The organism is Streptomyces corynorhini (genome assembly GCF_003346515.1).
GTDB classification, from domain to species: domain Bacteria; phylum Actinomycetota; class Actinomycetes; order Streptomycetales; family Streptomycetaceae; genus Streptomyces; species Streptomyces corynorhini.
Genome location: NZ_QQNA01000347.1, coordinates 1 through 13,833 on the forward strand (window position 1 = coordinate 1; position 13,833 = coordinate 13,833).

General features: G+C 74.3%; 10 protein-coding genes. 7 read left to right on the top strand and 3 right to left on the bottom strand.

Annotated features, from left to right (window positions below; translation table 11 throughout):
- Nucleotides 1–360: 360 nt before the first annotated feature.
- Both DVH02_RS31685 and DVH02_RS31690 read right to left on the bottom strand, forming a co-directional pair.
- A complete protein-coding gene (locus tag DVH02_RS31685) occupies nt 361–2,865 on the bottom strand; it encodes a zinc-dependent metalloprotease (RefSeq protein WP_233518580.1) in 2,505 nt (834 codons plus the stop codon).
- A gap of 125 nt (nt 2,866–2,990) precedes the next feature.
- Nucleotides 2,991–3,896 (bottom strand): GntR family transcriptional regulator, encoded by a 906-nt coding sequence (locus DVH02_RS31690; protein ID WP_114627295.1) that lies wholly within the window; start codon nt 3,894–3,896, stop codon nt 2,991–2,993.
- A gap of 362 nt (nt 3,897–4,258) precedes the next feature.
- Here DVH02_RS31690 and DVH02_RS31695 point away from each other — a divergent pair, with 362 nt between their 5' ends.
- The 7 genes from DVH02_RS31695 (at nt 4,259) to DVH02_RS31725 (ending at nt 12,438) form a co-directional block, all read left to right on the top strand.
- On the top strand, nt 4,259–5,461 hold the full coding sequence (locus tag DVH02_RS31695; protein ID WP_114627296.1) for a peroxidase-related enzyme: 1,203 nt from the start codon (nt 4,259–4,261) through the stop codon (nt 5,459–5,461).
- Nucleotides 5,462–5,583: 122 nt separating this feature from the next.
- Nucleotides 5,584–6,672, top strand: a complete 1,089-nt coding sequence (locus tag DVH02_RS31700) for an ABC transporter substrate-binding protein (RefSeq protein ID WP_114627297.1) — start codon at nt 5,584–5,586, stop codon at nt 6,670–6,672.
- Nucleotides 6,665–7,774 carry an ABC transporter ATP-binding protein gene (locus DVH02_RS31705; RefSeq protein ID WP_199566483.1) on the top strand — a complete coding sequence of 370 codons (1,110 nt, stop codon included), beginning with the start codon at nt 6,665–6,667 and terminating at the stop codon, nt 7,772–7,774. Before DVH02_RS31700 ends, DVH02_RS31705 begins: the two co-directional genes overlap by 8 nt.
- Nucleotides 7,771–8,745: an ABC transporter permease gene (locus tag DVH02_RS31710; protein WP_233518581.1), complete on the top strand. Its 975-nt coding sequence runs from the start codon at nt 7,771–7,773 to the stop codon at nt 8,743–8,745. Before DVH02_RS31705 ends, DVH02_RS31710 begins: the two co-directional genes overlap by 4 nt.
- Nucleotides 8,742–9,539, top strand: a complete 798-nt coding sequence (locus DVH02_RS31715; RefSeq protein ID WP_233518582.1) for an ABC transporter permease — start codon at nt 8,742–8,744, stop codon at nt 9,537–9,539. The genes DVH02_RS31710 and DVH02_RS31715 overlap by 4 nt, the downstream gene beginning before the upstream one ends.
- A gap of 107 nt (nt 9,540–9,646) precedes the next feature.
- The gene (locus DVH02_RS31720; protein ID WP_158575969.1) at nt 9,647–10,693 is read left to right on the top strand and encodes a dipeptidase; all 1,047 of its coding nucleotides are present in this window, start codon (nt 9,647–9,649) and stop codon (nt 10,691–10,693) included.
- Nucleotides 10,694–10,695: 2 nt separating this feature from the next.
- Nucleotides 10,696–12,438 carry an FAD/NAD(P)-binding protein gene (locus DVH02_RS31725; protein ID WP_158575970.1) on the top strand — a complete coding sequence of 581 codons (1,743 nt, stop codon included), beginning with the start codon at nt 10,696–10,698 and terminating at the stop codon, nt 12,436–12,438.
- Nucleotides 12,439–12,551: 113 nt separating this feature from the next.
- On the opposite strand, the gene DVH02_RS31730 is transcribed toward DVH02_RS31725, so the two are convergent.
- Nucleotides 12,552–13,472 (bottom strand): AEC family transporter, encoded by a 921-nt coding sequence (locus DVH02_RS31730; protein ID WP_114627299.1) that lies wholly within the window; start codon nt 13,470–13,472, stop codon nt 12,552–12,554.
- Nucleotides 13,473–13,833: the final 361 nt, after the last annotated feature.

The window sequence follows — 13,833 nt, forward strand, 5'->3', positions numbered from 1 at the left end:
GGCCCTGACGGTGCTCGGCGCGCCGTGCGCGTACGCGGGCCCCGCGCCGAGCACCGTCAGGGCCGTCGCACCCGCGAGCAGCAGGGGAACAGTGCCGGCGAAGGCCGCTGACGCGGCCGTGCGATGGCGGAACATCCGTGACAGACCTCCTCGGTGGGCCCCGTCGACCTCGGGACCCAGCAGCCTGTCGTCTATTACGGCCGTCGGCGGCCGGGCGTTCAGCGCACCCGCGACGATCTTCCGCCGGGGTGCGCCGCCGCTCCTCGGGCGCCCGACCGCCCCGCGTGCCGGGTGACGGCCCGGTCCGCTACCAGGGCGCGGACCAGGCCGTGGACCAGGCCGTGGACCAGGGCCGTCAGGTCACAGGGGTGCGCCCGGCGGGATGCGCGGCTCGGCGCCGAGCCGTGTCGCCGGGTCCCGGCCCGTCAGGAACCCGGTGATCGTCGTGACCGCCTCGCGTTCCGCCTCGCCGCCGTCCCGCAACTCCTCCGCGAACAGCCGCAGTTGTGTGCCGATACCGGACCGTACGGTCGCGTGCGGCAGCTCGTCGGCCAGCACCCCGAGCACCGCGCGCAGCACCGCCCAGCCCGCCGTCTCCTGGACGGCCGCCGCGCCGACCGGGTCCGGGGCGTCACCTGACCGGGGGACGTCCCCGGACGGTGGGTCGTCCCGGCGCCACGCCGCGCGCAGCAGTGTGCCGACCACCGCGCCCGGCGCGGGTACGGCGGGATCCACGGCGTGCTGCCAGCCCAGCCGGTTGAGCCGGGCCGGATCCAGCAGTTCCCGGGTGACCAGCGCCACCGTCGCCTCCACCGCCGCGAAGGGGTCGAAGACCCGGCCCGCGCGCGTGTCGAAGTACTCGGAGGTCCGCCCGTACCGGACGGCCGGCGGGGTGAGGACGGCCAGGACATGCGCGGGCAGGGCGAGTTGTCCGGCGTGCAGCAGCTCCGCCAGCCGCTTCAGCGCCCGCCACTGCGTGTCCGCCTCGACGGGTACGGTGCCCGCGCCCTCCTCGCCGGCCAGCCCGTAGCCGTACCGCACCCCGCCCACCAGCCGGGCGACGGCCGAGAGCTGGGAGCGGTGGTAGAGCTGGAGCAGCACCGCGCGCTCCTCCAGCTCCCCGCTCTGCCGGCCGGGCGGCAGCACCGCGCGCGAGAAGCCGTCGAGCGCGACCCGCCGTACGGCCAGCGCCTCGTCCAGGGCGGCGAAGGCGTCGGGGACCGGGGCGATCCAGACGACGGCGTCCGCGTGCGCCGCCTCGGGACCGCGCGCGTCCTCGTCCGTCACGTAGAGCAGGCCCTGTTCCGCGGCCGTGCGCCGCAGCCGCGCCAGCGCGGCCTCCTCGTCCGCACCGGGGAAGCGGCCGTAGGCGTGGGCCACCAGGAAGTGGTCCCAGGGGCCGAGCCCTTCGGGGTACGCGTGCGTGGAGTCGAGGCGGCCGTCGGGACCGACCGTGACCCGGGGATGCGGATAGTCCATCACCGAGGGGCTCGGATGGTGCGTGCTGGCGAAGTTGTGCATGAAACCGAGGGCGTGGCCGATCTCGTGGGCCGCGAGCTGCCGCATCCGGCTCAGCACCAGCGCCTCCACCGCCGCCAGCCGCTCGCTCTCGTCCGGCTTGCCGTAGGGCGCGTGCAGCGCCTCGGCCAGGGCGGTGACCTGCTCGACGCGTTGCGAGCCGAGCCGGACCCGGCCGCAGACGATCTCGCCGGTGCGCGGGTCGGTGAGCCCCTGGCCGTGCGACCAGCCGCGGCCGTCCCGGTGCACCCAGCGCACCGAGTTGACGCCGAGGTCGTGGTCGTCGAGACCGGCCGGAGCGACTTCCACCCGGTAGGCGTCGTGGAATCCCGCCCGCTCGAAGGCGTCCCGCCACCAGTTGCCGCCCTCGACGACGGCGCCGCGCACGGGCTCGGGGACGGCCGGGTCGACCAGGAAGACGATCGGCCGCCGCACGGCCACCCGCGCGTCGGCGGGGGTCGCGTCGGCGGGGGCGTGTGCGGCGGCGGGGTCCGGGCGGTGGGTGTCCGGGCGGTGGGTGTCCGGGCCGTGGGGGTCCGCGTCGCGGGTCTCGGCGCGCGGGGTGTCCGCGTGCGGGGTCTCCGCGGCGGCCGGTTCGAGCCGGAAGCGGGGCTGGAACCTCACCCGCGTACCCGCCCGGGTACCGGCGCCGTGGTCGTCGTGGCCGATGCCGTAGCCGCCGGAGCCCGGGTGGTAGCGGCGGACCGGCATCGCCGGATCGGGCAGCGGGACGAGATGGAGCCGCTGGACGACGGTCAGGGCGTCCGGCGCGGGTACCACGTCGCGCAGCGCCGGGCCCGGCGAGCTGCCCGGCAGCGGCCGCAGGGTGAGCAGCGCGGGCAGCCCGGTCCCGCCGGGGCCGGTCGTCGCCTCGTCCACGAGCGGGAAGCTCGCCTCCGGATCGACCTCGTACGCACCCTGCTCCCGCTCCCGCAGATCCCGGGCCACCCCGTGGAAGTCGGTGAGCGCCAGCCCGGTCGCGTCGACCACCGCCGCGCCGTCGCGCTCGCTCAGCACCGGGGCGCTCCAGACCACCGAGGTGGCGAAGGACTCCTCGCCCGCGCGGACCGCCGGGGCGTCGCCGGTCGCCAGATGGTGCTTGTTGCGGAGCACGAGCAGCACCCGGCCGCCGATCCGGCGGAACTCGGCGACCTTGACCTTGCCGGCCTTGCCCCGGTCGAGCCCGAGCGCGCTGGAGCCCGCGCCGTGCGAGAGCGCGGCCATGAGCAGGAACGGTTCGCCGAACCGGCCGACCCCGAGGAGCAGCCGGTCGTCCCCGGGGGCGGCGCACAGGTCGAGGAAGTCCGGCGCCGGGCCGGCTGTCCGTGCTGGGGGCAGGTCGCTCACACCGGGCTCGCTTCTCTCGCGGATCTCGGAAGGCAGATCGTACGTCCGTGCCGTACGGGCCCGGAGATCCGGCCCATCGGTACGGCGCCGTCGTCGGCGCCGGGGTCCCGGCGCCCGGCGGGCTCTCAGCCGTCGGCGGGCTCGGCGGGGATCTCGTAGGCGAGCCGGAACCGTTCGCCCGGCACCACGAGATCCGCCGTCTCCAGCGGCCGGTCGCCCGCGTAGTAGGTCCGCTCGATGGCGGCCACGGGCGCGCCCGGGGTGAGATCGAGCGCGTCCGCCTCCTCCCGGGTGGCGGTGCGGGCGGTGACGGTCTCGGTCGAGCGGGTGATCCGGAACCCGATGTACGACATCCGGGCCACCACGCTGCTGCCCGCCATGGGGCCCGCGCCGGGCAGCGAGACGGGGGTGCCGCCGGTCACGGTGAGCGGCTCCCAGCTGACGCAGAACATGGCGGGCCGGCCGTCCCTGGTGATCATGTACTCGCTGCGGATCACGGGTTCCGCGGCGGGCACCGCGAGGCGCAGCGCGATGTCCGGCGGCGCCTCGCCGGTCGTGGAGCGCGGTGTTCCGCGTACCGAGCGGCCGTCGTCGCCCGGGGAGTCGCCGTCCCCGGCGCCCGGGGCCGTGGCGCCCGGGGCCGTGGTGCCGGGGTCCGGGGCGCCGGGCTTCGTGGCGCCGGGGGCCGTGGCGCCGGGTTCCGGGCCGTCCCGGCTGACGCGGTCCGTGGCCGTGCCGCCGGGCCCTGCGGCCCTGACCGCGAGCCTGCCCTGAAGGCGCTCGTGCGTCCACGACCTGGCCATCGTCCCGGACGAGGGCCGCTCCCGTACGAACACACCGCGCCCGGCCCGCCCCTTGACGAGCCCGTCGGCGGTCAGGGCGCGCACCGCCGCCGCGGCGACGTTGGAGCCGACGCCGTAGGCGCGCGCGAGCGCGGCGCGGGACGGAAGCGGGTCTCCGGGGGCGAACTCGCCCGCCCCGATGCGGCGCCGGAGATCCTCGGCAACCGTCCGATAGGCCGCGTCCGCCATCTTCGTCTCACCTTTCGGACAGCGTCTCAGTAAGTGAGAAGTTTCTGCACGGGGTCGGCCCCTCCGGGCCGCTCCGTCGCTGATCTTCCGGATCGGTCGCCGGGCGCCTGATGCATCAAGTGAGGCCGAAAAACCACTATCCCGGGAAGTCTGCCACATCGCTCCCGCGACCTGATGCATCAGGTGCCGCCGCATCGGTCCGCCGCACTGTGCCCCGTCCACCCACTGAACAGCCCTGTTCCGCCTGGGTGAGGGCTTTGCGCGGGCGCCCCGCGCGGGGCTACTTTCACCTCCTGCCCCACCGGCCCCGTCGTATCGGCCGGAGCCGGGAGGGGCGCTCGCACCGGTGAGGAGGACCGAGAATGAGCCAGGGCACAGAGCACGGCGCTCCCCACCGTCCCGGTCTGGCCGAGCACACCGACGCCGCCCGTCGCGTCCTGCTCACCCCGGACCACCCCGGAGCCCTCCCCCCGGCGCTGCGGATCGAGGCGGCGGCCCGCGCCGCCGACCGTACGGGACAGCCCGGCCTCGCCGCGCTCTACCGGGCCCTCGCCCCGGCCGCCACGCAGGCCGCCGCAGGACCCGGGGACCCCGCGCTGGTCACCGCCGTCCAGGACTTCACCGACGCCGTCACACTCGACCCCGCGGGCACCGGCCCGGCCGCATTGCGGACTCTGACCGCTCACGGGCTGGACACCCCGGCCGTCGTCGCCCTCGCCCAGATCTGCGCCTTCGTCGCGTACGAGGCCCGCGTCGTCTCCGGACTCGCCGTACTGGCCGGCGGGCCCGCCGCGGAACCGGCCGCCGTCACCGGTACCCGGGACGCCATCACCGGTACCCGGGACGCCATCACCGGTACCCGGGACGCCGCCGCCACGCGGGACGCCGACGCGTCGCCGTCCGCGCCGCGCGCGGCGGATTTCACCCTCGACCAGCTGACCTGGCGGCCACGCGTCCCCGCCGTCGACGCCGACGCGCTCACCGACGCGCAGCGCGCCGTCCTCGACGCGCACACCACCCTGTCGGCCACCTCGCCGTACTACCGGACGCTGCTGCACGACCCGGCCGCGCTCGACCACCGCACCCATGTCTACAACGCCGTCATGTACGGCCGGGGCGGACTGCCCCGCGCCGAACGCGAACTGGCGACCCTGCTGGTCTCCCGTGCCAACGGCTGCGTCTACTGCGCCTCCGTGCACGGCAGGAAGTACGCCCAGCTGTCCCGGGACGAGGCCGCCGCGCTGCGCGTGCTCCACGAGGGCGCGGACGCGCTCGCCGGGGACGCCCGCGGCGAGGCACTCGCCCGCTTCACGCGGGCCCAGACGCTCACCCCGCCCGCCGCCACAGGCGCCGACGTGGCCGCCCTCCGCACGGCCGGCCTCGACGAGGCCGAGCTGACCGATCTCGTCCACGCCGTCGCCCTGTTCGGCTGGGCGAACCGCCTGATGCTCGTCCTCGGCGACGTACACCCCGCCAGGAAGCTCGACGCGGGCATTCCGCGCACCGACGCGCGGGAGTCCTGTAGCGGGACGTCGGGCCGGGCCGCACAGGCGGGCGACGCGTAGCCGTCCCCCGCGGTCCCCGACCCGACGTCGCCCCGCGCCCGCGGCTCCCCGGAGTCCGGGCCCCGGAACCTCCCCGGATCCGCGCCACCGCCCCTCCCGATCCCGCCCGACCGGAGACCGCCATGCCCGCCCTGCGTCCCGCCCTCACCACCGTCGCCGTACTGACCGGCACCGCCCTGCTCGCGACGGCCTGCTCCTCCTCCGCCACCTCGCCCTCGGGCTCCTCGGGTGACGCGGGCGGCAAGCAGACCGTCACCTTCATGGGCTTCTACGGCACCTTCCAGGACTCCTTCACCAAGACGGTGATCAAGCCGTTCGAGAAGGCCAACCCGGACATCACCGTCAAGTACGTCCCCATCCAGAACTCCGCCGAGGTACTGGCCAAGCTGCGCGCCAGCACCAAGCGCCCGGTCGCCGACGTCGCCCTCATGGACAGCTCCGTCGCCCCCACGGCCAACAAGGAGAAGCTGTTCGCGCCGCTCGACGCCGCGAAGGTCCCCAACCTCGCCCGGCTGGTCCCCACCGCGAAGAGCAAGGACGGCTACGGCCCGGCGGTCACCTTCGACAGCCTCTCGATCCTCTACAACTCCAAGAACGTCAAGAAGGCGCCCACCAGCTGGAACGACCTCTGGAACGCGGAGTACAAGGGCAAGCTGGCGATGCCCGTCGCCGACACCCGGGGCGTCGCGCTGATCATCGCCCTGGAGAAGATCCTCGGCGGCGACTACAAGAAGGACATCGACCCGGCGATCGACAAGCTCAAGACGCTGGCACCCTCCGTCCAGACCTGGCAGCCCTCACCCGACGTCTACACCGCCATCCAGTCGGGGGACGCCGACGTCGCCGTCGGCTGGAACGCCCGGGGCCAGTTCTACAAGGACTCCTCGCAGGGCGTCGTGCAGCCGGTGCTGCCCGAGGAGGGCACAGTCACCCAGGTCAACACCATCAACCTGGTCAACAACTCCGCGCACACCGCCGCCGCGCAGAAGTTCATCGACTACGCCATCGGCGCCGAGGCGCAGAAGGCCTTCGACGACGAGGCGTTCTACGCGCCCGTCAACGAGGACGTCCGGCTGGCGCCGGAGACCAAGGAGCGCACCCAGGCTTCCGCCGAGCAGCAGAAGAACCAGATCCCCGTCGACTGGGCGTGGCTGACCACCCGCTACACCGCCTGGGTCGACCGCATCAAGCAGGAGGTCATCGGTGGCTGACACCCCGGTGAGCGAAGGACACCTCGTCCTGGAAGCCCTGGCCAAGACCTACCCCGGCAAGGACGGCGCCGCCGTGCGCGGCGTCGACCTGACGGTGGAGCGCGGCCGTATGCTCGCCGTCCTCGGCCCCTCGGGCTGCGGCAAGTCCACCACGCTGCGCATGATCGCGGGGCTGGTGGAGCCCACCGCCGGCCGGATCAGGGTCGACGGCCGGGACCTCACCGACGTGCCGGTGCACCGCCGTGACATGGGCGTCGTCTTCCAGTCGTACGCGCTCTTCCCGCACCTGGACGTGGCCCGCAACGTCGCCTTCGGCCTGGAGATGCGGGGGACCCCCAAGGCGGAGCTGAGGCGGCGGGTGGACGAGGCGCTCGACCTGGTACGCCTCGGCCATCTCGCCGGCCGCCGGATCGCCCAGCTCTCCGGCGGCCAGCAGCAGCGCGTGGCGCTGGCCCGCGCGCTGGTCGTGAAGCCCGCCGTGCTCCTGCTCGACGAGCCGCTGTCCAACCTGGACGCGCAGCTGCGCTCCGCGATGCGCGACGAGATCGTGCGCATCCAGCGCGAGACGGGCGTCACCACCGTCTTCGTCACCCATGACCAGCAGGAGGCCCTGTCCATGGCCGACGGCGTCGCCGTCATGAACCAGGGCCGGATCGAGCAGACGGGCACCCCCGAGGACATCTACGAGCGGCCGGAACGCCCCTTCGTCGCCCGGTTCGTGGGCCGCGCCAACCTGCTCGACGGCACGGTCAGCGGCGTCGAGGCCGACACGGTCGCGGTCGCGCTGCCCGGCCTCGGCACCGTCCGCGCGGCCGGCGGCCCGGTCACGGCGGGCGCCGCCACCACCGTCATGCTCCGGCCGCACCGGATCGCGCTGACCGGCGCGGCCCCCGGCAGCGGCGCCGTACGCGGCACCGTCCTGTCGGCGGGATACGCGGGCGAGACCGTCGCCTACCGGGTGCGCGTCGGCGACGCCGGGCCGGTACTGGACGTCGAGCGGCCCACCGGCGCCCACGCGTCGTACGGGCCCGGCGCCGAGGTCGAGCTGTCCTGGGATCCTGACGCGCCCCGCCTGGTCGCCGCCGAGGAGGGTACGGAGTGACGGCGGCCCCCGGAACGGCCCCCGAGGCGGACCCGAAGGCGACCCCCGAGGCGGCGACCGCGCCGGTGCGGGACTCTCCAGAGCGGCCCGCACGCCGGCGCGGTCCGGCCCGGCAGGCTCTCGTCCTGCTCGTGCCCGGCCTCCTCGCCCTGCTGCTGACGTACGCGCTGCCGCTGGTCTGGGTGGTGCGGATGTCGCTCAACGAGTCGGGGGAGGGCGGGCTGATCCGGCAGACCGTCTCCCTCGCCACCTTCGGCGAGGTCCTCGGCAGCTCCCACTACGGGAACGTGATCCGCCAGACCGTCGAACTCGGCGTTCTGGTCACCTTCTTCACCCTGGTGGTCTCCTACCCGGTCGCGCTCTTCCTGGCCCGTACCACCAGCCGGTGGCGCGGGCTGCTCATGGCGCTGGCCATCGCGCCGCTGCTCATCTCGTCGGTGGCGCGCACCTTCGGCTGGATGGCGATCCTCGGCAGGCAGGGGGTCGTCAACAAGACCCTGGACGGCCTCGGGCTGATCGACGCCCCGCTGCACCTGGCCAACAACCTGACCGGCGTGGTCATCGCCTCGACCGAGATCTACATGCCGTTCGCCATCCTCGCGATGATCAGCGGCTTCGGCCGGCTCGACCCCGCCCTGGAGCACGCCGCCGCGTCGCTCGGCGCGCCCCGCCGTACCGTCTTCCGCCGGATCGTCCTGCCGCTCACCCTGCCGGGTGTGCTCACCGCCGGGCTGCTGGTGTTCGTCCTCAGCCTGAGCGGCTACGTCACCCCCCGGCTGATCGGCGGCGGGCGCGTCTTCGTGCTGGCGACCGAGATCTACGACGAGGCGATCACCAGCCTCGACTGGCCGGTGGCGGCGGTCCTCTCCATGCTGCTGCTCGCGCTCTTCGGAGTCGTCATCGCGGTCTACCTCTGGGCGCAGAGAGCCCTCGAAGCCCGCTTCACCGGCGCACAGGAGGCCCGTTCATGACCACGCGCCGACTGACCAGGACGGTGTGGGCCGCCGTCCTCACCGTCCTCTACCTCTTCCTGCTCGCACCCATCCTCGTCGTCCTCGTGGAGTCCTTCGACCACTCCACCTATCTGCGCTTCCCGCCCGAGGCCTTCAGCCTGGAGTCCTACCGGCAGGTCTTCGCCAACGAGGCATTCCGCGAGGGCTTCAAGGTCAGCGGGATCACGGCCGCCGTGACCGCGCTGCTGGCGATGGCGACCGGGGTACCGGCCGCGCTGGCGCTGACCCGGCTGCGGTTCCGGGGACGGAGCGCGATCGAGGCGGCCTTCCTCTCGCCCCTGCTCGTACCGCACATCGTGCTCGGCCTGGCGCTGCTGCTCATCCTGGCGCCGATCCCGCTCACCGACACCTACTGGGGGCTGATCCTGGCGCACCTGGGGGTGAGCGTCCCCTATGTCGTACGGACGGTGTCCGCGGCGCTGGCCTCGGCGGACCCGAGGGCCGAGGAGGCGGCCCGCACCCTCGGCGCGAGCGGACCGATGACCTTCTGGCGGATCACCCTGCCGGCCATCCGTCCGGGGCTGTTCTCCGGCGGTGTCATCGCCTTCCTGCTGTCCTTCGACGAGACGGTCATCTCGCTCTTCGTCTCCGGCCAGAACACCGTGCCGCTGCCGGTGGCCGTGCTCCAGTACGTCGAGTACCGCAGCGATCCCTCCGTGGCCTCCCTCTCCGTCCTGCTGGTGCTCCTGTCCGTGGCCGTCGTCGTGCTCGTGGAGCGCGGTCTCGGCCTGCGCCGCACCCTCAGATCCTGAGCCGCCCGCCATCAGACCGGCCCGCCATCCAGTCGGCCCCCCATCAGGCCGGCCCCCGCATCAGGCGGGCACCCGCATCCGTCCGTACCGCTCCAAGGAGTTCCCCCGTGTCCGACACCGACACCCCGGCGCACCCCCTCGACACCGCCGCGCTCCACCGTGACAGCGTCGTCTTCAACGCCCTCGACTGCACCCCGCTGGCCTGGGCGGACGAGACCTACCTCGGCAAGCTCGCCGCCTCCGGCGTCACCGCGATCAACCACGCGGTCTCCATCTCCCAGGACTACGACGCCGCCGCGGCGGCCATCGTCGGCTGGCAGCGGCGGCTCGCGGAGACCGACGGCCGGGTCTTCCAGGCGTACGGACTCGACGACGTCGACGTGGCCAAGGCCGAGGGCCGGGTCGCCTGGTTCGCCGGATTCGAGGACAGCAAGCCGGTGGGGGAGGACCTGTGGCGGCTGGAGGCGCTGTACCAGCTCGGGCTGCGCTTCATGGGGCTGACGTACCAGAACCGCAACTACGCGGGTGACGGCAGCGGCGAGAGCGCCAACGGCGGGCTGAGCCGCTTCGGCCGCGCCCTGGTCATGGAGTGCAACCGGCTCGGCGTCGCCCTCGACCTGTCGCACACCGGCGAGCGCTCCACCCTGGAGGCCATCGAGGTCTCCGACCGGCCCGTCCTCGTCACCCACGCGGGGCTGACCCACTTCGTGGACAGCCCCCGCAACAAGAGCGACCGGGTGGTCAGGGCACTGGCCGCGCGCGGAGGCGTCTTCGGCCTCGCCGCCAAGTCCGGCTTCCTCACCCCCGACGGGCTGACGCGGCGCCCCGGCGCCGACGTCTTCGCCGACAACATCGACTACCTCGTCGAGCTGGCGGGCATCGACCACGTCATCGTCGGCACCGACGTGGGCGACGAGCGCAAGTACTCCCGCGAGGGCATGGCGCGGGTGCGCCGGCTCTACCCGGAGATCCCCATCGTCGGCGAGGACCTCGACCTCGACCGTATCCACCCCGAGGGCATGAGCACCCCCGCCGACCTGCCCCGCATCACCGAGCTGCTGGCGGGCCGCGGCTACAGTGCCGAGGACATCACCAAGGTCCTCGGCGGGAATCTGCGCCGGGCCCTGGCGGAGATCTGGGACTCGGGAGTGTGAGCGTGCGCCGTCCGATCAGTGTCGCGGTCGTCGGGGCCGGGCCACGCGGCACCGCCGTGCTCGAACGGCTGATAGCCAACCTCGGGCCGCACGGGCCCTGGGCGGGGGCCCCGGCCGAGCTGCACGTCGTGGAGGAGCACACGCCGGGCGCGGGCCGGGTCTGGGACCCGGCGCAGCCGGAACACCTGCTGATGAACACGGTCGCCGGGCACGCCACCGCCTTCCCCGACGACACCGTGGCCATGGACGGCCCCGCCACCACCGGGCCCACGCTCATGGAGTGGGCGCGCGAGCACGCGCCCGGCCTCGAACCCTGGCAGCACCCCCACCGCGCGCTGATGGGCCGCTATCTGGCCTGGGCGCACGGGCGGATCGTCCGGGGCGCGGCCCCCGCCACCCGTGTCGTCCCCCACGCCACCCGCGCCGTCGGCCTGGACGAGCTGCCCGGGGGCCGGCTGCGGCTGCGCCTCGCCGACGGCACGGAGCTGCTCGCCGACGCGGTGGTCCTCGCCACCGGCCACACCGACCAGCTGCCGTCGCCCGAGGGCGAGGCGCTCGCGGACGCGGCCGGGCGGCACGGGCTGCTGTACCTGCCGCCAGGCCACCCCCGCGAGACCGCGCTCGATGCCCTGCCGCCGGGGGAGGCGGTCCTCGTCAGGGGACTCGCGCTCAACTTCTTCGACCAGCTGGCGCTGCTCACCGCGGGACGCGGGGGCCGCTTCGAACCGGCCGGTCCCGACGGCCTGCTGCGCTATCTGCCCTCCGGCCGGGAGCCGCTCGTCCTCGCCGGATCGGGACGCGGTGTGCCGTACCTGGCCCGTAACCAGGTGCCGGGGCGGATGCCGACGGGACACACACTGGTCCACTTCGACCACGCGGCCCTCGCGCGGCTCACCGCCCGGGAGCCGGGCACCGTCGACTTCCCGACCGAGGTGCGGCCGCTGATCGCACGCGAGGCCGCCGCCGCGTGGGACCGGGTGGGCGGCCCGGCGGCGGGCCCCTTCGACCTGGCGGCCGTCGACCGGCCGCTGACCGGGCGGAAGTTCGCCGACCGGGCGGAGTTCGGCGACTGGCTGCGCGGGTGGCTGCGCGCCGACATCGCGGCGGCCCGCACCCCGGACCGCAGCCCGCTCAAGGCCGCCGCCGCGGCGGTGACCGCGGTGAAGGGACAGGTGCGGCGGCTGGTCGCGGCCGGGGTGCTGAGCGGCGCCTCGTACCGCGAACTGGAGTGGTTCCGTTCCTTCGGGGCGCACCTGTCCAGCGGACCGCCCGCCTCCAGGATCGCCGAGCTGATCGCGCTGAGCGAGGCGGGTGTCGTCGCGTTCGTGGGGGCGCGGCCCGAGGTGGGCGTGGACACCGGGGCCGGGTGCTTCACCGTCACCTCCCCGACCACCGGCGGCCCCCCGGCGACGGCCCGCGCGCTGCTGGACGCCTGGCTGCCCGGCCAGGACCTGGCGGGAACCGCCGACCCGCTGCTCGGCGGGCTGGTCGCCGCGGGCCTGGCCCGCCCGCACACGGCGGGTACGGGCGCGGCGGCCGTGGCGACGGGCGCCCTCGACGTGGGCGCGGACGATCTGCGGGTGCGTACCGCCGACGGACGGGCGCACCCGCGTCTGTTCGCGGTGGGCATCCCGGTCGAGGGCGTGCACTGGAACACCCCGATCGGGGCTCGGGCGCGGGCGGACGCGGAGATGTTCCGCCAGGCCGACATCCTCGCGCGCTCCGCCCTGTCGGCGGCGGACTGAGCCGGGACCGGGCCGGGGCCGGGCCGGGACCGGGGCCTGCCCGACCGGCCACGGCCACCGTCCGATCCGATCCGATCCGGACCGGCCCGGCCCGACCGGTACGGCCCCGGTCGCTACCCGAGCAGCGCCGCCACCGCCACCAGCACCGGCACGGACGCCACCGTGGACAGCAGAATCGACTCGCGCGCCAGCCGCTCGCCGACCCGGTAGCGCGAGGCGTACGTATACAGGTTCTGCGCGGCGGGCAGCGCGGAGGTCACCACCACGTCCAGCAGGGCCGCGCCGTGCAGCCCGAAGACCCCGGCCCCCAGCGCCCACGCCGCCACCGGCATGCCCACCGCCTTCACCCCGGCGGAGAGCAGCACGGCGAACCGGTCGGGACCCCGGCCCGGCATCGCGCTGCCGCACAGCGAGATCCCGAACGCCAGCAGCACGGCGGGCACCGACATGTTGCCGATCAGGACCAGCGGATCGAGTACGGGCCCCGGCACTGTCCACCCGGCCGCGGCGAACGCCACACCCAGCAGCGAGCTGGCGCCCACCGGGTTGCGCAGCGGAGTGGTCACCCGCTGCCAGACAGAACGTTTCTCCGCGTCGCCCGACAGGTCGAGCACGGTCAGCGCGATCGGGGTGGCCACGAGCTGCTGGAACAGCAGGACGGGCGCCACCAGCGAGGCGTCGCCGAGCACGTACACCGCGATCGGGATGCCGAGGTTGCCCGCGTTGACGTAACTGGAGCACAGCGCGCCGATCGTGGTGCGCCCCACGTCCCAGCGGCGGACCAGCGCCACCGCGATGAACGCGGCGGCGGCCACGAAGGTGCTGATCGCGGTGATCAGCAGCCTGCTGGAGAGGATCACCGACAGATCGGCCCGCGCGAGCGTGGTGAAGAGCAGGGCGGGTGTGGCCACGTGGAACGCGAGCTTGGTGAGGACCTCGCGGCCGTTGTCCCCGAGATAGCGCCGTCGCCCGATCAGATAGCCGACCCCGATGACCACCGCGATCACCCCGAAGCCGGTCAGAACTCCCTGCACGACATGTTCCCGTCATGAGAGGAGGCGGCGGTCGGCGGTGGCGCGGATAGATGGATCATGCAGCAACTTTCCCGAGGAAGACCGCACCGGGTCAACGTGATCTCGCGCACCGATACGGGAGGCCCGCCACAGGGCGCCCGCGAAGTCCGTTCCGGCAGGTAATACGGTGAGAGCGAGAGGTGTGTTTCGGCCCAGCACCGCCACTCACCAATCCGCCGCCGCACGACCTCGCCGCGCACGACCTCGCCGCGCACGAGACCGCCACTCACGGCAGACAGCGCCGCGACCCCACTCGTCCCATCCGCCCCACGGACCATTCCCCCCGTCGATCGAGGAGCACGCCCATGACCCCCGCCACGCC

What these genes read in the sequence shown, in the direction of transcription:
- DVH02_RS31690 (WP_114627295.1), bottom strand. Translation starts at nt 3,896, where the DNA reads ATGGCGGACGCGGCCTATCGGACGGTTGCCGAGGATCTCCGGCGCCGC.
- DVH02_RS31695 (WP_114627296.1), top strand. Translation starts at nt 4,259, where the DNA reads ATGAGCCAGGGCACAGAGCACGGCGCTCCCCACCGTCCCGGTCTGGCC.
- DVH02_RS31700 (WP_114627297.1), top strand. Translation starts at nt 5,584, where the DNA reads ATGCCCGCCCTGCGTCCCGCCCTCACCACCGTCGCCGTACTGACCGGC.
- DVH02_RS31715 (WP_233518582.1), top strand. Translation starts at nt 8,742, where the DNA reads ATGACCACGCGCCGACTGACCAGGACGGTGTGGGCCGCCGTCCTCACC.